General features: G+C 39.3%; 21 protein-coding genes and 1 pseudogene. 7 read left to right on the top strand and 15 right to left on the bottom strand.

Features of this window, described 5'->3' with window-relative positions; translation table 11 throughout:
• Positions 1–32: 32 nt before the first annotated feature.
• A complete protein-coding gene (locus RCG23_RS15580; protein ID WP_308180072.1) occupies positions 33–314 on the bottom strand; it encodes a MoaD-like domain-containing protein in 282 nt (93 codons plus the stop codon).
• A complete protein-coding gene (locus tag RCG23_RS15575; RefSeq protein WP_308180071.1) occupies positions 307–579 on the bottom strand; it encodes a ubiquitin-like small modifier protein 1 in 273 nt (90 codons plus the stop codon). Before RCG23_RS15575 ends, RCG23_RS15580 begins: the two co-directional genes overlap by 8 nt.
• Positions 580–750: 171 nt before the next feature.
• Between RCG23_RS15575 and RCG23_RS15570 the strand changes: the two genes are divergently transcribed.
• The gene (locus RCG23_RS15570) at positions 751–1,953 is read left to right on the top strand and encodes an NAD(P)/FAD-dependent oxidoreductase (RefSeq protein WP_308176465.1); all 1,203 of its coding nucleotides are present in this window, start codon (positions 751–753) and stop codon (positions 1,951–1,953) included.
• A 101-nt stretch (positions 1,954–2,054) separates the two neighbouring features.
• On the opposite strand, the gene speD is transcribed toward RCG23_RS15570, so the two are convergent.
• Positions 2,055–2,876, bottom strand: a complete 822-nt coding sequence (speD, locus tag RCG23_RS15565) for an adenosylmethionine decarboxylase (protein ID WP_308176464.1) — start codon at positions 2,874–2,876, stop codon at positions 2,055–2,057.
• 143 nt (positions 2,877–3,019) lie between these two features.
• A complete protein-coding gene (locus RCG23_RS15560) occupies positions 3,020–3,385 on the bottom strand; it encodes a winged helix-turn-helix transcriptional regulator (RefSeq protein ID WP_308176463.1) in 366 nt (121 codons plus the stop codon).
• A 202-nt stretch (positions 3,386–3,587) separates the two neighbouring features.
• On the opposite strand from RCG23_RS15560, the gene hxlA reads away from it, so the two are divergent.
• The 3 genes from hxlA (at position 3,588) to RCG23_RS15545 (ending at position 5,611) form a co-directional block, all read left to right on the top strand.
• The gene (gene hxlA, locus RCG23_RS15555; protein WP_308176462.1) at positions 3,588–4,220 is read left to right on the top strand and encodes a 3-hexulose-6-phosphate synthase; all 633 of its coding nucleotides are present in this window, start codon (positions 3,588–3,590) and stop codon (positions 4,218–4,220) included.
• A 7-nt stretch (positions 4,221–4,227) separates the two neighbouring features.
• Positions 4,228–4,785, top strand: a complete 558-nt coding sequence (gene hxlB, locus RCG23_RS15550) for a 6-phospho-3-hexuloisomerase (protein ID WP_308176461.1) — start codon at positions 4,228–4,230, stop codon at positions 4,783–4,785.
• A gap of 109 nt (positions 4,786–4,894) precedes the next feature.
• Positions 4,895–5,611: a 3-ketoacyl-ACP reductase gene (locus tag RCG23_RS15545; protein ID WP_308176460.1), complete on the top strand. Its 717-nt coding sequence runs from the start codon at positions 4,895–4,897 to the stop codon at positions 5,609–5,611.
• 47 nt (positions 5,612–5,658) lie between these two features.
• Here the strand turns inward: RCG23_RS15545 and RCG23_RS15540 are convergent, their stop codons facing one another.
• The 5 genes from RCG23_RS15540 to RCG23_RS15520 all read right to left on the bottom strand — a co-directional run bounded on the left by RCG23_RS15540 (position 5,659) and on the right by RCG23_RS15520 (position 11,307).
• Entirely contained in the window at positions 5,659–6,084 is a 426-nt protein-coding gene (locus tag RCG23_RS15540; protein ID WP_308176459.1) for an organic hydroperoxide resistance protein, read from the bottom strand.
• A 467-nt stretch (positions 6,085–6,551) separates the two neighbouring features.
• Positions 6,552–7,244 carry a methyl-accepting chemotaxis protein gene (locus RCG23_RS15535; protein WP_308176458.1) on the bottom strand — a complete coding sequence of 231 codons (693 nt, stop codon included), beginning with the start codon at positions 7,242–7,244 and terminating at the stop codon, positions 6,552–6,554.
• Between the two features lie 36 nt (positions 7,245–7,280).
• Positions 7,281–8,291, bottom strand: a complete 1,011-nt coding sequence (locus RCG23_RS15530; protein WP_308176457.1) for an MCP four helix bundle domain-containing protein — start codon at positions 8,289–8,291, stop codon at positions 7,281–7,283.
• A gap of 182 nt (positions 8,292–8,473) precedes the next feature.
• Entirely contained in the window at positions 8,474–9,604 is a 1,131-nt protein-coding gene (locus tag RCG23_RS15525) for an acyltransferase family protein (protein WP_308176456.1), read from the bottom strand.
• A gap of 272 nt (positions 9,605–9,876) precedes the next feature.
• A complete protein-coding gene (locus tag RCG23_RS15520; RefSeq protein WP_308176455.1) occupies positions 9,877–11,307 on the bottom strand; it encodes a MocR-like pyridoxine biosynthesis transcription factor PdxR in 1,431 nt (476 codons plus the stop codon).
• Positions 11,308–11,571: 264 nt separating this feature from the next.
• Between RCG23_RS15520 and RCG23_RS15515 the strand changes: the two genes are divergently transcribed.
• The 3 genes from RCG23_RS15515 (at position 11,572) to RCG23_RS15505 (ending at position 14,141) form a co-directional block, all read left to right on the top strand.
• On the top strand, positions 11,572–11,763 hold the full coding sequence (locus tag RCG23_RS15515) for a hypothetical protein (protein WP_308176454.1): 192 nt from the start codon (positions 11,572–11,574) through the stop codon (positions 11,761–11,763).
• Between the two features lie 433 nt (positions 11,764–12,196).
• Positions 12,197–13,225: an aldo/keto reductase gene (locus RCG23_RS15510; RefSeq protein WP_308176453.1), complete on the top strand. Its 1,029-nt coding sequence runs from the start codon at positions 12,197–12,199 to the stop codon at positions 13,223–13,225.
• Positions 13,226–13,307: 82 nt separating this feature from the next.
• Positions 13,308–14,141 (top strand): SDR family oxidoreductase, encoded by an 834-nt coding sequence (locus RCG23_RS15505; RefSeq protein WP_308176452.1) that lies wholly within the window; start codon positions 13,308–13,310, stop codon positions 14,139–14,141.
• 609 nt (positions 14,142–14,750) lie between these two features.
• Here the strand turns inward: RCG23_RS15505 and RCG23_RS15500 are convergent.
• The 6 genes and pseudogenes from RCG23_RS15500 to RCG23_RS15475 all read right to left on the bottom strand — a co-directional run bounded on the left by RCG23_RS15500 (position 14,751) and on the right by RCG23_RS15475 (position 19,464).
• Positions 14,751–15,176 (bottom strand): MarR family winged helix-turn-helix transcriptional regulator, encoded by a 426-nt coding sequence (locus RCG23_RS15500; protein ID WP_308176451.1) that lies wholly within the window; start codon positions 15,174–15,176, stop codon positions 14,751–14,753.
• A 182-nt stretch (positions 15,177–15,358) separates the two neighbouring features.
• Positions 15,359–15,952 carry an NAD(P)H-dependent oxidoreductase gene (locus RCG23_RS15495; RefSeq protein WP_308176450.1) on the bottom strand — a complete coding sequence of 198 codons (594 nt, stop codon included), beginning with the start codon at positions 15,950–15,952 and terminating at the stop codon, positions 15,359–15,361.
• A 76-nt stretch (positions 15,953–16,028) separates the two neighbouring features.
• Complete coding sequence (locus tag RCG23_RS15490; RefSeq protein ID WP_308176449.1) at positions 16,029–16,568, bottom strand: NAD(P)H-dependent oxidoreductase; 540 nt, start codon at positions 16,566–16,568, stop codon at positions 16,029–16,031.
• Positions 16,569–16,696: 128 nt separating this feature from the next.
• Positions 16,697–17,226, bottom strand: a pseudogene (locus tag RCG23_RS15485) (NAD(P)H-dependent oxidoreductase).
• Positions 17,227–17,308: 82 nt separating this feature from the next.
• Positions 17,309–18,040, bottom strand: a complete 732-nt coding sequence (locus tag RCG23_RS15480) for an SDR family oxidoreductase (RefSeq protein ID WP_308176448.1) — start codon at positions 18,038–18,040, stop codon at positions 17,309–17,311.
• Positions 18,041–18,318: 278 nt separating this feature from the next.
• Positions 18,319–19,464 (bottom strand): GerAB/ArcD/ProY family transporter, encoded by a 1,146-nt coding sequence (locus tag RCG23_RS15475; RefSeq protein ID WP_308176447.1) that lies wholly within the window; start codon positions 19,462–19,464, stop codon positions 18,319–18,321.
• Between the last annotated feature and the right edge of the window lie 15 nt (positions 19,465–19,479).

The raw sequence follows: 19,479 nt of genomic DNA, 5'->3' as shown, positions 1-19,479 counted from the left end.
AAAGGCTTCTGCAATTTGTGCAGAAGCCTTTTTTATCCACCTATCCTTGTCGTTTTATAGCGATAGTTTTTAATCAATTCCTCAAGCAGGTTTTCATCCTCCGCCTCAAAACGGATTTGAACGGCATTCACTCTGAATATTTTTGTGAAGGCGATTTCCTCTTCGCTTACTATCCGCCCACTCCAGCTCTCGGCCTTATATATGTACGGGAAGGAATCGGTTATTTGGATCCCACCGAGTTCTTCAAAGTACATTCCCAGATGTGTTCGGTTTATTCCGCGGAATTCAAGGTCGCGGCTCGGCAACTCAACCACCTGCGACTGGCGGAAATAGAGCAAATTGGTCCGTTTCCTTGACCCTGGTTAAAAGCCCTTCCTCATGGACGATGTTTCTTCCGTTTACATACACATGAACAAATGGAAGCAGCTCTTTTTCAGCCGTAAATATCTCTGCCTGCAAGTCAGGAAACATCTCTACCATTTTATCCAGCACATCAATAACTCTATCCCCTTCTGGTAAAACCTCTACTTTTACCCCGCCGCAGATTTGGCGGAGATTGGCAAACACCTTTACCTGCACAGCCATCTACCCCTTTCTCCTTATTTCCATATTAAGGCGAAAGAGACAAGTTGTCACTTCCTGTTTGGGAAAGAGTGAAAATTCTATCACTTCTTATTGCGTTTTCAGACTAAGGTCCTAGGGTAAACTAGTAGCAACAACACAAGCAAGCTAGTACTGGGGGACAGTTCAATGGATTTGCATAACGGTGAATTATACTGGCCAACCACGTTAAAAAACAGGCAAAGTAATCATAAAAATCCGCCGATTGCTGCACATTATGACGTCGTCATTGTCGGGGCAGGGATGTCGGGTGCATTGAGTGCCTATACTCTTTCACAAGAAGGATTAAAAATTGCGATCGTCGATAAACAAACGGCTGCCTCGGGGAGCTCTTCGGCAAATACCGGGCTGCTTCAATTTTCAAATGACATCATGCTCCATGAACTAATCGAGCAAATTGGGGAAGAAAATGCTGTTCGCTTTTACCATTTATGCCAACAGGCAGTCGAACAGCTAGAAGAAGTATCAAAGACATTACCCGAGTCAAGTGAGTTAATCCGCAGAAAAAGTATTTGTTTTGCAAGTACAGAAGAAGATGTTAAGAAGCTGATGAAGGAATATGACGCACTTATAAAGAATAATTTTCCGGTGGAATACTGGACGAAAGAAGAACTGGAAAGCCATCTTCCTTTTTCAAAACCGGCTGCACTGATCACTTATGGTGATGCAGAAGTGAATCCGTATCTTTTCGTAAACAACATTTTCAGTTATTTAAAAAATAAAGATGTGCATTTGTTTGAGCAGGTTGAAGTAAGAAATGTACAGGAAACTAAAGATAAGGTCACAGTTGATACATCCATTGGTACCTTCTCCGCTTCGAATGTAATATATGCCACCGGCTATGAGACACCTCCGATTGGCGACAGAATCGGCGCAGATATTAACCGTTCATATGCAATTGCGACTGAGCCGATAGAAGATTTATCACAATGGGAAGATAAAATGTTAATTTGGGAAACTAAACGGCCTTACTTGTATCTCCGTACTACAACGGATGGTCGAATTATTGCCGGCGGATTGGATGAGGATGAACCAGAAGCCCCTCAAAACGAATCTTGGATTGATAACCGTGCCACCCGGCTCAAACAGGAGATTGAAAAGCTCTTTCCAATGCAGACTGTAGAGGTCGCCTATTCATGGGGAGCCAGTTTTGGAGAATCTCTTGATAATCTCCCCTACATTGGAAAGCAACCTGATAAAGGACGTATTTTTTATCTGCTAGGCTATGGAGGGAACGGGACAGTATACAGCATGCTTGGTTCCCATATACTAAGGGATTTAATTTTGCAGCGCCCTAACAAGGATGCCGAGCTGGTTAAACTGGATAGGTGAAAAGAATTCAAAAGGCCGTTCAGCTGAACGGCCTTTTGAGGTTATGATTATTAATCAAACGTTTGATTAAATTTATTTTCCTGCATTAACGGGGACTGGTTTCACTTTAACGATCCAGGACGGATATTTTTCCCGTAAAAAATCTCATCCATTTCCATCAATAGTCTTTCAGTGATTTCCTCGAGTTCTTCCGGGTCCAATTTGTCTTTTGTATAGCCAAAGAGATAATTGTTTATATCGAACTCTTTGAGCTTACATTTAGTATGAAAGATATTTTCCTGATAAACGTTCACATCGATCATATCGAATAAGCTTTTTACATCATCCGGAATATAATTCTGGATGGAACTGATATCATGGTCAATAAATAATTTACGGCCGTATTTGTCACGGGTGAAGCCGCGAACCTTATAATCGATCGACATAATGTCGGTATCAAATGACCGAATGAGATAATTGAGCGCTTTAAGCGGAGAGATTTCACCGCAGGTAGAGACATCAATGTCTGCCCTGAACGTGCTGATCCCTTCGTCTGGGTGATATTCAGGGTAAGTATGGACGGTGATATGGCTCTTATCCAGTTGCATGACCACTGAATCAGGGAGCGGTCCCGGTGATGCATCATATACCTCATTAGGAACCTCTACCACAGGTCCTTCCGAAACCAGGATCGTCACACTTGCACCCTGGGGAACATAATCCTGTTTGGCTACATTCAGAACATGGGCCCCAATGATTTCGGTAACATGTTTTAAAATTTTCGTTAACCGGTCGGCATTGTACTGTTCATCAATATATTCAAGATAAGCCTCGCGTTCCTCTTTCGTTCTCGTATAGCAAATATCATACATATTAAAGCTCAATGATTTGGTTAAATTATTGAAGCCATGCAGTTCGATGCGCTGCTCCGGAGTCAGTTTCATATGGAAATCCCCTTTATATATGTAATATTTTCGAAATGCTTCCACCACGAATAGTTAAATTTATATTACCCATTTCTTTCATATAAAAAACAGCCTTCCTATGAGGAAAGGCTGTTCCATAATTTATATAGAAATTTTATTGGTTACTTAACTGACTCGGATTTTTCCATGGGCGATTTCAAAGATGTTTCCATGTAGTTTTTACCCCATTGGTACATTGAATCCAAAATTGGCATTAGGCTTCTTCCTTGTTCAGTAAGTGAGTATTCGACCTTTGGGGGAACTACGGGATAAACCTTTCGTTCAACAATTAAGTCCTCTTCAAGTTCCCGGAGCTGGTTTACGAGCATTCTTTGAGTAATACCAGGCATGAGTGCCTTCAATTCACCGAACCGTTTTGTCCCTTCTTTTCCAAGATGCCACAAAATAAGCATCTTCCACTTCCCGCCAATGACTGAAAGGGTCAATTCCTTTTCACAATTAAACGTTTTATCCTGCATACGCGGCATCGTGATCACCTCTATCCTTATTATATCCCATAGTATACTTTTTAGCACTATGTAAAAATAAAGTGCGTACTTACAACTCAAATATCTACGTAGTATACTTGCATCTGTACCCCAAAGTTGCCTAACATTGTTAGTGTAACTGAAATCTCTATGGGTATATTACGAAAACAGATTCAACAAAAACCTTTAGGAGTGAATATAGATGGAATTACAATTAGCATTAGATTTAGTAAACATCCAAGAAGGAATAGACCTTGTTAAACAAGTTGAAGAATATATCGATGTAGTAGAAATCGGTACTCCTGTTGTTATTAATGAGGGGCTAAGAGCTGTAAAAGAAATGAAAGAAGCCTTCCCTAAGTTAAAAGTATTGGCTGACCTGAAAATTATGGACGCTGCTGGATATGAAGTTATGAAGGCATCTGAAGCAGGCGCAGACATTGTTACCATTCTTGGTGCTGCTGAAGATGAATCCATTAAAGGTGCCGTTGCAGAGGCGAAAAAACAAGGGAAAAAAATCCTTGTCGATATGATCGCTGTAAAGGATAAAAAAGCCCGTGCGAAAGAACTTGATGCATTTGGTGTAGACTACATTTGTGTCCACACAGGCTACGATCTTCAAGCAGTTGGACAGAACTCTTTCGAAGATCTTAAAGCCATTAAAGACGTTGTAAAAAATGCTAAGACTGCGATTGCAGGCGGCATTAAATTGGAAACATTGCCTGAGGTAATCAAAGCACAGCCAGATCTTATCATTGTGGGCGGAGGTATTACCGGACAAGACGATATTAAAGCTGCTGCAGCCCAAATGCAACAAATGATAAAACAAGGGTAATGCTGTTATGAATACAACTCAATATTTAGCAAAAATTATAGAAGAATTAAGCCGTTCAGCAGACTTAATAGCGAACGAAGAAGCAGAACTCCTTTTAAACGGAATTCTTGAATCAAAAAAAATCTTTGTAGCTGGGGCAGGCCGATCTGGTTTTATGGCAAAATCCTTTGCGATGCGAATGATGCACATGGGTCTGGATTCTTATGTCGTAGGTGAGACTGTCACTGCTAACCTAGAGGAAGGCGATTTATTAATCATCGCCACCGGTTCAGGTGAAACGAAAAGTTTAATTACGATGGCTGAAAAAGCAAAGAGTTTAAGTGGGACAGTTGCAGTTGTCACCATTAATCCTCAATCCACAATTGGACAATTAGCAGATACTGTGATTAAATTGCCTGGCTCGCCTAAAGATCAATCACAAAGCGATTATAAAACAATCCAGCCGATGGGATCACTATTCGAACAAACACTGCTATTATTTTTCGATGCTGTAATCCTTAGGTTCATGGAGAAAAAAGGATTGGATTCCAATATAATGTATGGGAAACACGCCAATCTCGAGTAATGACAAATGAAAAAATATACAGAAAGACCGCAAACCATTTTTTTGAAACGGTGCGGTCTTTCTGTTAGTATTTATGACTGTTATCAATTATTTTTCAAGGAGTGATAAAATGATTTCTTTGAGCGGAAAAACTGCCTTAATTACAGGAGCAGGAAGAGGAATTGGACGAGCTACTGCTATAGCCTTAGCAAAAGAGGGCGTAAATATCGGCTTAATCGGTTTGACTATGTCCAATCTTGAAAAAGCAGCAGCAGAACTTCAGCAATATGATGTAAAAATTTCAGCTGCGACTGCAGATGTATCAGACCTTGACTCAGTTCATCACGCTGTTGAGCATATCAAGACGGACCTGGGTTCGATTGATATTTTAATCAATAACGCTGGTATCGCTAAATTTGGCGGCTTTCTTGAACTGTCCCCTGAAGAATGGGAGAGCATCATTCGCGTAAATTTGATGGGAGTCTATAATGTTACCCGTGCGGTGTTGCCAGATATGATTGAAAGAAAAGCCGGGGATATCATCAATATTTCGTCCTCAGCAGGACAAAAAGGTGCTCCAGTCACAAGCGCATATAGTGCATCGAAGTTTGCCGTTCTCGGCCTGACCGAATCACTCATGCTTGAAGTAAGAAAGCATAATATTCGTGTGACTGCTTTAACACCAAGCACCGTCGCAACTGATTTGGCAATCGAGACAAATCTTATCAGCGGTAACCCAGATAATGTCATGCAGCCTGAAGATCTTGCCGAATTCATGGTTGCTCAACTAAAGCTGAATTCGCGCGTATTTGTTAAAACTGCTGGTCTTTGGTCAACTAATCCTTAGAATGAGATCGTAATAAATAAAGGGTGCCATAATATGGCACCCTTTATTTATTCAACAACTTCAAGTTTTACGTCTATATTTCCTCTGGTCGCTTTTGAATACGGGCAGAATTCATGTGCTTTATGAACAAGATCTTCCAGCTTGTCTTTTTCAATACCCTTACCTTTCACCTGTAATGTAACAGCAAGTTTAAATCCATTATCACTTTCATCTTTTAAAAAGTGTACATTCGCTGTTACTTCAGATTCAAAACTGACATGTTCTTTCTTTGCCATGAATTGAAGGGCTCCATCAAAACAAGCGGAATATCCAGCAGCGAAAAGAAGTTCAGGGTTTGCTGCCTCTGGTAATTGCTTTGCTCTTGGAGTCCCAGGCATGGCTAAATCCAATTTAATGACTCCATCAGGTGATTCTACTCGTCCTTCTCTTCCACCAACAGCGGTTGCAGTAGATGTAAATAGCGGTTTTACCATATTAATGCCCCTCCTAAAATTGAAGTTGCTCACAATTATATTGCAAACAATATAATTTAAAGGCTCTTTTCTAAAAGATTGTTGTTTTTTAAATAGGTTTTGTGTAAAGCAAAAAGTTGGTAAAGAAGTTGATTCGAGCGGAAGGTGCGAGACTCCTGCGGGAGCAGCGGGACAGGTGAGACCCCACAGGCGCTTCAGCGCCGAGGAGGCTCACCGCCCGCCCCGCGGAAAGCGAGCATCCTGGAGCGGAAATCAACCACACTTCTCTTTTTGTAAATAGCAACAATGTTTACGAAAACAGCCAATTTAAAAGAACACTTTTTTGCTCTATCGTTTATTCATTTCCCTAAAAAAAAGGTTCTATTCTTATAAATGTATTATTCTTTTACTAGCTTTTATGGGAAAGTCCCATATATTCAAAAAGCCTGCAGGCTGTCCAATTAGAGGACACGCCTGCAGGCTCTTTATTAACTCACACTAAATTTCTCTATTTCTTTTTGCAAATCATAAGCGAGTTCTCTTAAGGAATGTACTGATGCTGAAATCTCTTCCATGGAAGCATTCTGTTCTTCAGCCGATACCGCAACCTGTTGGGTATTTTGTGCTGACTGATTGGAAATGGCAGAAATCTCATTCATTACATTTACCATTTCTTCCGCTCCAGCATTAACTTCTTCCACTACAGCCGACACCTCTTGTGCCTGAAAAGAAATCTCATTGACCATTTCCAATATTTCTTTAAAGGCCTTACCGGTCTCATTTACTTTTTGAATCCCATTTCGGACAAATTCATTTCCTTCCTTCATGGATCCTATGACATTCACGATTTCCTTTTGAATCAGTGCAATAATATCACGGATAGAATCTGTGGCCTTGCTGGATTGTTCCGCTAATTTCCGGACTTCATCCGCGACCACCGCAAATCCTTTTCCATGCTCGCCCGCTCTTGCGGCCTCAATGGCAGCATTGAGCGCGAGTAAATTGGTTTGTGCTGAGATTTGGGAAATGACATCAACAATTTGCCCAATTTCCTTAGACCTTACACCCAGTTCATTGACAATGTCGGTTGTTTTTCCTACATGCTTTTGAACCTGATTGATTTGATCCACCGTTTCCAAGGCAATCGTATTCCCAGAATCAGCCATTAGATTGGTCTTCACACTTAGATCAACTACAGCTTGGATAGATTTCGCCGCTTACTCCATCCCGTTAGAAATCTCTTCAACGACCTGATTTGCCTGGACAGAGTGCTTTGCTTGCCTTTCAGATCCAACCGCGACCTCATATATGGACGAAGAAATCATTTCTGCAGCATGGCTGGTTTGTTCTGAGCTCGCTAGTAGCTGTTCGGAGGCTGAAGCGACCATTTGCGAACTTGATCGGATCTGCCGAATTAAATTGGCAAGGCTCGTTCCCATTGCATTAAAGGATTGGGCAAGAACTCCAATTTCATCTTTGTTTTTAACCTGGACGAGATCCATGGTAAGGTCTCCGCCTGCTGCCTGCTGCAGATTTTTCGTCACCCAGACTAGCGGCCTGGAAATCATGCGGGCTACGATAAATGCGACAGCCAATCCAAGAATGATGGCCAAAACAAGAATAATAGAATTTAATGCCGTCCCAGTCTTTAAAATCGTATCCCCATCTGCACTGGCTTGTTTTGCACCATCATGGTTCATCTTAACAAGTAAACGGAGGTCAACCTGCATATCTTTATAAGCCTTGTTAGCTTTATCAATTGTATCGAGAAGTAAGGCGGCATTTTCTTCTCCTGCCCCAGTAACGACATTCATTTCCCTGCCTTCACTGAGAAAATCCAGGTGAATGGACTCATATGTATGCCATTTTTTCTTTAATTGTTCAAACAGTGTTCTTTCTTCTTTGGAAGCAATCGTTTTTTCGTAATTTTTAAAGCTTTTGTCAATCTCAGCAAAGGTATGGTCCATTTCAGTTTCTAGTGCTTGAAGCTGCTGTTCATCTTCCTGTAAAACAAACTTAAACTCCATTGCACTAATATGCTCTGTCAGATAACTGATATTATTGATCTCTTCTACACCAGGCAGCCAGGTTTCTGTTATTTCCTGTGATTTATCATTAATCTGATTCATACTCCAAAAGGAAACACTGCCTAAAGCTCCCATCAGAATAAGAACGGCAAGAAAACCTGTATATAGCTTCCTTTGTACAGAAAAGCTGCGTTTCTTCATGTTTATAACTCCTTCACTGCTATTTTCAATTAGCCCGCTCAAATCACTATTTATATCGGTATATTTTCCTAGAAGTAAATAGAAACTGAAAAACTTTTTAGAAAATTACAAACAATTTTATTAAATCTCATAAAACTATTAAAAGGAAGCACTTGACGAAAGTGCTTCCTTTTTATTCAGGTTTAGCTTAATGCAGCCTTAGAGCCAGAGGATTGGTTGACAGACCCCTTAGCTTTTTGCCCAAATAAAAATCGCAAAATATTTATGTTCCTTATGACAAAATGATAGGAAAGCAAAATAATTGTTAATGAAATACTGGCTAAAAACAATAGCTTCAAGTATACCTGCCATTGCCAATCGTGGATCCAATAGCCGACCATAACGAGGATAGGCTGATGCAGCACATAAAAGGGCATAGCGGCCTCGCTGCCATACTTTAAGAAGCGATTAGATTTAGATAAAAATTTATCGGCTAAGTAAAAAATACACATTAACAAGCTCCAGCCATTCAAGACATGAACGGCATAAAAAAGAACATCACTGAAAGAACCTGGGGAGGGAGTGCCCTTCATAAACCAGAGAATATAAAAAACTGTAGTACAAAGTGCCATGACCGTATGCAGTTTTATGCTTTTATGTAGAGCATCCTTAAAGCCCTCGCTAGAAAAAAAGTAATAGCCATAAATAAAGATAAGCAGATAAAAGAGGATATCCCAGCCGCCTAACCCTATTGTATGGATAAATCCTGCAAGGAAAAGCAATGCAGGCATTGCAATGAAATGGACTGTTCCAAATTTAATTTTTCTTTTAACTTTAATAAATAAAAGCAAAGTTAAAAATGAGAATATTAATAGCACAAATAAATACCATAGGTGAAGCCCAACAAAAGAAAAGTTCCCGGTTCCCCCAATATCTAAATACAAGCCATCAAAATAATGAGGCAAAAATCCCAAAAATGATCCTTTAAATTGATGGTGTGTTATTCGTTCAATATAGACCTGTGGAGGTGACAAAATAAAGATTCCAAATAATAGCGGAACTCCAAGCCTGGTCAATCGTTCTTGTACAAATTGTCCTACCCCCCGCTTCCTTAAAGCATAAAAAGTGCTTATTCCTGATACAGCAAAAAATATAGGCATAATCCATGAACCAACAAAAAGTGAAAACACTAAAATGCCTCTCGTATCTATCGCATTGTTCTTGACATGCCAGGGGAACGGATTAAAAAACATCGAGCAATGATAAAAAAATACAACTGCTGTGGCAAGAACTTTGATCCAATCCATATCGTACTGCCTTTTTTGCACTTCCATAATTCATCTCCTCAATGATTTTGCAAGGTCCTCATTCACACTTGTGGAATTTGTTCATCTAAGTGTTATTGTGAATTCCAATTCTTTTTCCGCAAAACAATACCCCTAATTATCCACTCGTTACAAAATATTACACAATCTATGTATTCTTCACTTCGATTTTTTATCCTCCTTTTCTCCCATTACTACAAAAAAATGCCGAGCCAGTGGGGACCTGACTCGACATTTTTACTTTAATATTTTAATGGATTGGACAGATCCACTTATTAAAATTATAAGCTCTTTAAAGCGTCGGCAAATCTTTTAATTCCTTCATCTATGGTTTTCTCGTTTTCCCGTGCGAAGGTAAAACGAAGATAATTCTTATCTGAACCTAATATTGAACCTGGAACATAAATGACTCCTCTTTTAATGGATTCTTCCAATAATTGCAGATCATTCATTTCTTTTTTTACCCTGCACCACAAATGGATTCCCCCATCTGGTTTATAAAAGTCTACCTGATCTTTTAAATAAAAGTGAAGACTTGAGACGATTTGGTCCCTTCTCTTTTTTAGCTGCTCCCTTAAAAAATTGATATGCGAATGAAAATAATTAGAATCCAAAAAATCGTTAGCAATCCATTGCGTAAAAGTTCCATGGCCAAAGTCAACTTGTTGTTTAGCGTCAGATAGCCTTTCAATAACCGGCTTTGGACCAATAATCCAGCCAATCCTTAAACCTGAGGCAACAATTTTGGACAAGGAGCTAATATATAAAACATTACCGTGGCTATCCATTGATTTCAGGGTAGAAATTTCTTCACCCTTAAAGGAAGTGAGGCTATAGGGATCATCTTCAATTACCGGGATTCCATGTTCAGAAGAAATTTCAAGTATTTTTTTTCGCCGATTCATTTGCAGAACTGTACCGGTTGGATTTTGAAAAAAAGGATTCAAAAATATCATTTTGATACGATGTTTTTTGTGAATTGAAAGTAAATCACCGGGATTAATACCGTCTTTATCTACAGGTAAATGAAAGGTTCTAAGCCCCGCCGATTGGAATATGGGAAGACTATAATTATAGGATGGATCTTCTAACGCCACTGCATCTCCGGGCTTTAGCAAACATTGGACTACTAGGTGCAGAGCTTGTTGAGCTCCGGAAGTAATAAGAATGGATGCCGGGCTGGTAGCAATATTTCGATACTGCTTCACATGCCTAGTTATCGTTTCCCTAAGAATGGCATTACCCTGTGGATGGTCATACCCTAAACTCCCCGCAAATGATCTCTCAGTAATCATTTCACGTAAAGAATGGATTGGAAAAAGATCTTCGGATAGCTCTCCGCTAGCAAGGTTTATGAGATTTTGTTGTTCCATTTCTTTACGGATTCGTTGAGTCACAGGTAAATTGGGCAAAAAAGAGCCTGCCTCAATATACCGGTTCCAACTGGGTATACGTTTTTTAGTAATTCCCCATACATCCTTACTAATAGTCGTTCCGCTTCCTTTTTTACGTTCAATAAATCCATTAGCCTCTAATTCATCATAAGCTGCAACCACGGTGCTTCGGTTAACCTGCAATTCTGCGGCCAATCTTCTTTCAGATGGCAAAGGTTTATCAGGAGGAAAAGTTCCATCGGCAATTCCTCTCTCAATATATTCAGATATTTGTTTGTATAATGATTTCTTGGAGCAGCGATCCAATATCAAATCCATAATTAACATCCCTTAATATTCTTTAGGTATTTTTTAGAAATTATATGTATTATTTATAAAATATTATAATACTTTTTCTTATTTACCAAAAATACCAGTGCTATTGGATGGTGAAATTTAATCTAAATTGGATGGTTCATTTTCTTATTTTTCTATGTAAGATAGAAGAAAAACGATTTAATAACGTGCTTAGAACAGGGTTTGTTATTAACTTTTCGCGAAGCTTGCTTGAAGGTTTTAATTGTGTTTAATGGAGGTTGTTTTATGAGTTTTGCTATGGTTCTAGTCATCCTCATCCTCTTATCATCGCTGATCGGCACATTGGTGCTTACAGGCAAAAAGGATGATAATTACAAAACGTCTGCAAAGCAAAATACATTAAGATTAACAGCTATTTATTTGTTTCTCATAATTTGCTCACTTGCAGGTTTGGCCTGGTATATAAATAGTAACTGAAACAGAACATGCAAAAAAGCCGACATTTTTTTAATGTAAGGCTTTTTTTTATAAAGACTATGTTAAAGCTCAATGGTGATTTTGACACTGTGTTGATTGGAGCGGAAGGTGTGAGCTCCTCGAAAATGCTATCGCATTTCCTTCGTGCGGTGTTGAATCAACGAAGCGGATTCAACGTCCAGCGGGAAAAGCAGGTCAAGGGAGACCCTGCAGGCGCAAAGCGCCAAGGAGCCTTCTGTACTGCCCACGCGGCGGTGTGCGTCTGGAACTGGCAAGATTAATAAAGCTTTTATAAAAAGGAATCGCTCTGGTCTTTATATAAAAATAATATTGACACATTACAATACAAATTATATCATTTGTATGTACAAACAAACAAAATTGATTTGATATTTATAATAAATAAACCATTTTGCCAAAAGGAGAAATTCAAATGAAATATAAACTATTAGGAAGAAGCGGTTTAAGAGTATCAGAATTAGCATTAGGCACCATGACATTTGGGGAAGATTGGGGCTTTGGAGCATCCAAGGAGGAAAGCCGGAAAATCTTTGATGTCTTCGCTGAAGCCGGCGGAAATTTTATTGATAGTGCTGTTAACTATACAAATGGAACAAGTGAAAAATATGTTGGTGAATTTATCCGCGAACAACGTGAACAATTTGTTGTGGCAACCAAATATACACTGAATACCCGTCCTAACGATCCGAATGGCGGTGGCAACCACCGAAAAAACCTTGTTCAATCCGTTGAAAAGAGTTTAAAACAGCTGCAGACAGATTATATTGATTTACTTTGGCTGCATGCCTGGGACTTCATGACACCGGTCGAAGAAGTCATGCGAGCGCTTGACGATTTAGTCCGATCTGGAAAAATCCTTTATGTCGGAATATCTGATACCCCAGCATGGATCGTTTCACAAGCGAATACACTTGCCTCTCTTCGTGGCTGGACGCCTTTTATCGGATTACAGGTTGAATATAATTTATTGCAGCGCACACCTGAAAGAGATTTATTGCCTATGGCACGCTCTCTAGATATCGGTGTTACGGCTTGGGCACCAATGGCTGGAGGAGCACTAACAGGAAAATATAATAATCCTTCAGCTGACAAAGGAAGATTGTCCCCGCAGAGTGCACGATTAAATGAACGAAATCGTGCCATTGCTGCAGCCGTTGAAGAAATTGCCAAAGAACTTGAAGTATCTCCTGCTCAGGTCGCATTGAATTGGGTTCGCCAGCAAGCAGGTACAGTCATTCCTCTAGTCGGCGCAAAACGAGCAGAACAAATGAAAGACAACCTTGGCAGTTTAAGCTTCCAGCTAGCAGAAACACATCTTCACCAATTAAATGAAGCAAGCAAAATCGAACTTGGCTTCCCTCATGATTTCCTTGCTTCTGAGCCTGTACTAAATGCCATCCATGGTCAAACGTATGGAAAAATCGAAAAGAAAATGAAGTAATCCAGGATCAGAGAAGGCTTAGGCACCTGCCTAAGTCTTCTCTTTTAAAAGAAAAAACATATTAGAAAAAGGGGAGAAATCAATGAAAGGTAAAATTTGTTTAATAACAGGCGGCAACTCAGGTATAGGTAAAGCAACAGCCATCGAATTAGCAAGAAAAGGGGCGACTGTCGTTCTGTTGTGCAGAAGTGAGGAACGGGGTCAAAAGGCGGTTCAAGAGATTATCGAACAAACAGGTAACCAACAGGTTGATCTGCTCCTGGCTGATTTATCCTCTCAGCGTTCAGTTAAGAATGCTGCAGAACAGTTTAAAAATAAGTATAACAAGTTAGACGTATTGATCAACAATGCTGCGGTCTTTTTATCAAAGCGTTCCGAAACAGAAGATGGCATTGAAACGACGTTTGCCACTAATTATCTTTCCCACTTCCTGCTTTCACACCTGCTTATGGATGTACTTGAAGCAAGCGGTGAGGGAAGGATTATCAATGTTGCGTCCAAACATAATGGAATCAAAATGAACTTTGATGACCTGATGACCAAACAAAATTACGCGTTTTTCAGAGCTGTTGGTCCGACAAAGTTAGGATTAATTTTGTTTACCAAGGAGCTTTCAAAGCGCCTTACTGGCAAGCCAGTTACCGTCAACAGCCTGCATCCTGGAATTATCCGTTCAAATCTAATGCATGATATGCCCTGGATTCTTCGGACAATATTCAAGACATTCTCAGCTGATTCGAAAAAAGGAGCTGCAACACCTGTCTATCTAGCTACTTCCCCGGAAGTCCGCGGTGTAAGCGGAAAATTCTTTGTGAACTGTAAAGAAGCGGATACAACTGCAGCAGCAAATGATCCGGAAGCAGCCCGAAAATTGTGGGATATAAGCATGGGCTTAATCAAGCCAGGTATCCTTTAACCTAAATTCTGCTGTATAATCAGTTAACTTGTTATATTTGAAATCCTCCTTATTTTAAAAAGGGGGATTTTATTTATTTTGGCGGCTGTCATCAAAATGTGCAAAGGTCGGTAGTAAATTTGTGGGGTTGGTCGGTAATTTAGAAAATCTGGTCGGTATTCAGATAAAATAGGTCGGTAACAGGATGAAATCGTTGGTAAAATTGCAAAGCAGGTCAGTAAACTATATGAAAGGGCCAGCTAATGTGGATACATGATTTTAAGTCAAGATTAGCGTGTGGATAAGTAGGTTTATCCACTCTTTTTGTTAATAAAAACACAGCAAATGTTAATAACACTGAGGTTAGTTCATTAATTAAGCATTTTGCAGGATTTTTTAATAGAAAATGGTTTCTTTCGGGTCGAATGATAGGCAAAGAAAAAGCCATCGAGAATTCAATCCCAATGGCCCTTCCTTTCTATTTAACAACGATTATATTTAGGTCTGCCTATTGTTTCAGGTTCTTAGTCATTTCTTGTATTCCAGAAGAAGACTAAAATCTTAATTGAGGAAGAGGCATAGTATTTCGGATATTTTTGCATGTACAAACAAATCAAATCCAGGGAAAACTTATTTATGTTTTTCTAATTCAACCGCTGCAAGATAGGTTTGATTGGTTAATTCTTTCGCTGCTTCTGGTCCTAATATGTCAGAGTATCGCTTAGATAGATTTTTCCAGCATTCTTTGATTTCTGCTTGAATTCCTATACCTTTTTCAGTAAGGAACACTAACGTTAATTTACCTTCATTTTTTCTCTCTACCAATTTCTTCACTTCTAATTTATCAACGAATCTTGTGGTAGTAGATGGAGCAATATGCAGCGTATTGCTTAACTCTGACTGAGTGATGCCTGGGCGGTCTTTTACAGCCATTAATAAAAACGCATAGGTCGGAGAAAGGCCGATCTGGGCAAATTCTTCCTCTGCCATTTTATTCATTAACCTTGCCAAATGATTTGCTGTGAAATACAAGCATTGACAAAAGTACTGTTCCATTTATTTCAACTCCTAGTTCATGACAAACTAACAAATATTATCTCATTTATATTATAACATATGCTTCATTTTCTAAATGAGATAAATCTCAGTCAATCCAATGATGTATAGAACAAGACTTCTACCTAATATCTGAAAAAACAAGAGCAGGGCCCTTTAAAGGTGATCCTGCTTTTCTTTCCCTATGCGTTAACTGGTTTTAATGTAGAAAGTACCTGTTTGACCTCATTCAGCATGTTTTGACGATCTTCGTCTGAGACAAATGGCACTGAATGGAAAAATGAATGTGCTACAGTTTCAATTCCAACGAAGGCTAAAGTACCCATTTCTATGCTAATTTGTAAAGGTGAAATCAAGTTGTATGCTTCTAAACTATCTTTTGGCTGGCCTGTTGTTTGGAAAATAATTGCTTTTTTTCCAGATAACAATCCTTCCGCACCTTTTTCGGTATATTTGAATGCAAATCCATTTGTAAACACGCGGTCAATATATCCTTTTAACATGGCTGGCATGTTCGTCCACCATGTTGGATAGATAAAGACAAGCTGATCTGCCCAAGAGATAGCATCTTGTTCTGCTTTAATATCTGCTGGAGTTTGATTTTGAGAAAACTGAACAAAATCTTCTCCTGACAAAATTGGATTGAAGTTCAATTCATATAGATCACGAACTTTAACCTCATGTCCTTTTGAAGTCAACTCGTTTACTACTGTTTCTTTAATGGCAGCATTAAAGCTTGCTGGGTTTGGATGTGTGTATATAACTAAAGTTTTCATTTTCATCTCTTCCATTCTTTTCTTGAGGTTTATTAAACTAAATGAAGGTTCTAAGATTTATTCGTTTGAAGACCGATTAGCGGCCTGCACGTAAATTTGGATTGGTTACATAAGCAGCGAGTGCTTCTGTGCTCTCTTGAAGTCTTTCTTCGTTTAATGTCATCATTCCTTGTAAAAGGAATGATGGCAAGAAATGCATTCCAGACAGGTTTGCTGTTGCTTGAAGCGGGCGAGTTAACTCACTCATTGAATAGCTATTGTAACCTCCAGCCTGGTAAGCTTCAGCTGGACCGCCAGATGAGATTGCCAGCATAAACTCTTTTCCGTGTAATTTGTTTCCTTCTGACCCGTAGGCAAAACCATATGTTAAAACGACATCCTGCCATTGCTTTAATAAAGCTGGTGTGCTGTACCAATAGAATGGGAATTGCAGAACAATGCGATCATGCTCTAATAATAACTGCTGCTCTTTTTCTACATCGATCTCAAAATTTGGGTAAAGTGCATATAAATTGTGAACCGTTACATTCTCTTCCTGTTGAAGACGGTTCATCCACTTTTTATTTACTTTCGATCTCTCAAGGTTTGGATGTGCAACAATGACTAAAGTTTTCATTTTTATCACCTTTCTGTTATAACTCATGTTGTTTGTACACACAATAATATAAGAATGTTTTCAATTGTTTAATTTAATAAGGGGGCACCTAGAATTTCTAGAAATACCTCTTTATCTTTAAATTAAGCTTATATCTTTGAAGACTCAAGAACATGACTTACGTATGCTTTTGCATTTTCCGCAAGTTCCTCATCTGAAATATGCATCACGCCATTCAGTACAAATAATGGCATAAATCGGGTACCAATGAGATTGCTCGTCTGCTGTAAAGGAGTTGTTAAGGTCTCCATGGTAAAATTATTGTAGCCAGTCTGCTGATATGAATCTTCACGCCAAAGGTTGAAATTGCAAGACCTAGTTCTTTGCCGTGAAGCTTGTCGCCGCCTTCTCCGTATGCCCAGCCGTAGGAAAGGACTTCATCCTGCCACTGCTTCAACAATGCAGGAGTGCTGTACCAGTAGAATGGGAATTGAAGGATAATCCGATCATGGGACGCTAACAGGCTTTGTTCTTGTTCAACGTTTATTTTTCCATCTGGATAGGCTTGATAAAGAGTATGAATCGTAATTTCTTCGTGTTTTTTCAATTCCTCCATCCAAGTTCGGTTAATTCTTGACTGCTCCAGATTAGGGTGAGTAATAATAACTAGTGTTTTCATAAGTAAGTCTCCTCTTCTTCTCAATATTTCTTTTTAGTTTTTGTGTTTTGCTTTGTTCCATTCAAACAAATTCCTGGTTTTTTTATGATAAACTTTCAAATGTCACTCGCTTTGGCCTACCAGGCGATTTCCTTGCGATCTCTAAAAAACTTTCCGGTTCTTCCAACATTTCCCGTTGCCAGCCATACTGCAGTATCGGCCCTTCTGCTACGGAACGTGGGGCACTTAACCCGCCCATATCCGTGCGGACCCATCCCGGGCACATAGAATTAACTAAAACACCTTTTCCCTGCAATTCATCTGCTAATTGAATTGTCAAAGCGTTCAGCGCTGTTTTAGAGAATGAATAAGATGGACTCCATCCCCCCAATTCGTGTATAGCCCCCATTCCGCTTGAAACGTTCACAATCCTGCCATCCCCGCTTTCTTGAAGCGAGGTAGCCAAAGCCTGTGATAAACGAAGTGGTCCGTATACATTCGTCTCCATTGTTTTTCTAAAAGTATCCAAACTGGCTTCCAGGACATTTTTGTTGCCATCAATGGAAATTCCCGCATTATTAATCAATATATCGATAGATCCAAACCGTTCCTTTAAATATAAAGCAAGCTGCTGAATACTCGATTCATTCGTCACGTCAAGGGAATGAAAATGCACATCCAATCCTTCCAGCTTTAATTGCTTGAATGCCTCTTGTCCCTTTTCCTTATCACGCGCAGTCATGACTACTGTCACTCCAAGCTGTCCGAGCTGCCTTGATATTTCGTAACCGATTCCTCTATTAGCACCTGTTACGACGGCGATTTTTTGTTTCATTCCATTCTTCCTCCTTTATCTTTTATTTCAGGAAACAAGAACATTGCCTTACTTTATATTTCTATTTAACTTTATAGTTGTTTGTACATACAAATAATAATAAAAAATTAATCTAATGTCAATTATTTTTTAAAGAAAACTCACCGATTGGCGAGCCTTAAGGCGAAGACAGAGGGGTAGTTGCACTTATGCGCATCAGAATTTATGGAAATAAATTCTGATTAGCTAAAAAGAGAGCGCTCCAGTATTCGCGCCTCTTCGGTAAATAAGAAGTAATATTATTGTGTGGGCATCCCTTCTGCATTCTCTGCTTGATCGGTGCTTGCTTTCTGCTTTTTCTTTCTGTTTCGAAAAAAAGCGATGATAAGCAGCATCATCGGTATAACAATTTGAAATGGCCAATGCAAATAAATTGGGACAATGTTCAAGCCTTCTTTAATATGTTCAGCATAGTTGGAGGCAATAGTAATCGACGAAAATAAAATAATGAAGCCGATTGGAAAGCTTAGCTTGCTTTGATTCTTTAAATTAAATAAATCAGTAGCTCCCACCACGGCAGCATAAAAGTAAAGAGTTATTTTGAAAAACCCGCCAATCACAAGGTAGAGCATAAAAAATACATCGAGCCTTTCAATAAAATTCATCAGCTCAATTTTAGCTATTGTGCTTAGCAATGGGAAAGGAGAACGGATAATAAGATCTGTCCCTAACGAGGTAATATTGATAATGGTTGTTATGGTGATATTTATACCTGCTAAAACCATTCCCCCAAGACATACCATTTTCGCCTTATTTGGTTCATTTAAGGTCGGAAGTATCATCGTAAAGATGATCATTTCTCCAAATGGAAAGGTTATCGTTTCACCCAAGGTTTTCTTAATCACCGGCATAATGCCATTTTCCAGTATCGGTTTCAGGTTTTCCAAATGGATTAGTCCCGAAAATACCACTAGAAGAAAGCCGGCTATTGCCATTAAATAGACGATCATAAATAACAGCTCACCCACTCTGGCCAATACTTCAAGGCCTTTATGGATGGCATAAATTACAGTCAGGATCATAAGGGTATTTATAATAAACAACGGAGTATTCGTATAAATCGTTGTTGTTAAGAGCTCACCGATATCACGTGTTACCCTTGTTGCGCAATAAATAAAATAGACGATATATAGAAAACCGAGGATACGCCCAATAAATTTCCCTGTAATTTTTTGAACATAGCCTGTCAGGGGAAGATCTGGATAATAGCTGAATAATCGATGATAGACGAGAAACAGCAAAATTCCGCCTGTCAACCCGAGAAGAACAGCCATCCACGCGTCCTGTTTTAACCCAGAAGCAATTCCAACTACAATGGCGCTGCCCATCTCATATAAAAATACGAGGACAAACAATTGGAATGGTTTGATTTTTATTATGTCCATCTGCACACTTCCCCT

It is taken from the genome of Neobacillus sp. PS3-34, from assembly GCF_030915465.1.
In the GTDB taxonomy this organism is placed as follows: Bacteria; Bacillota; Bacilli; order Bacillales; family Cytobacillaceae; genus Neobacillus_A.
This window is presented reverse-complemented; position numbering and strand designations above follow the sequence as displayed.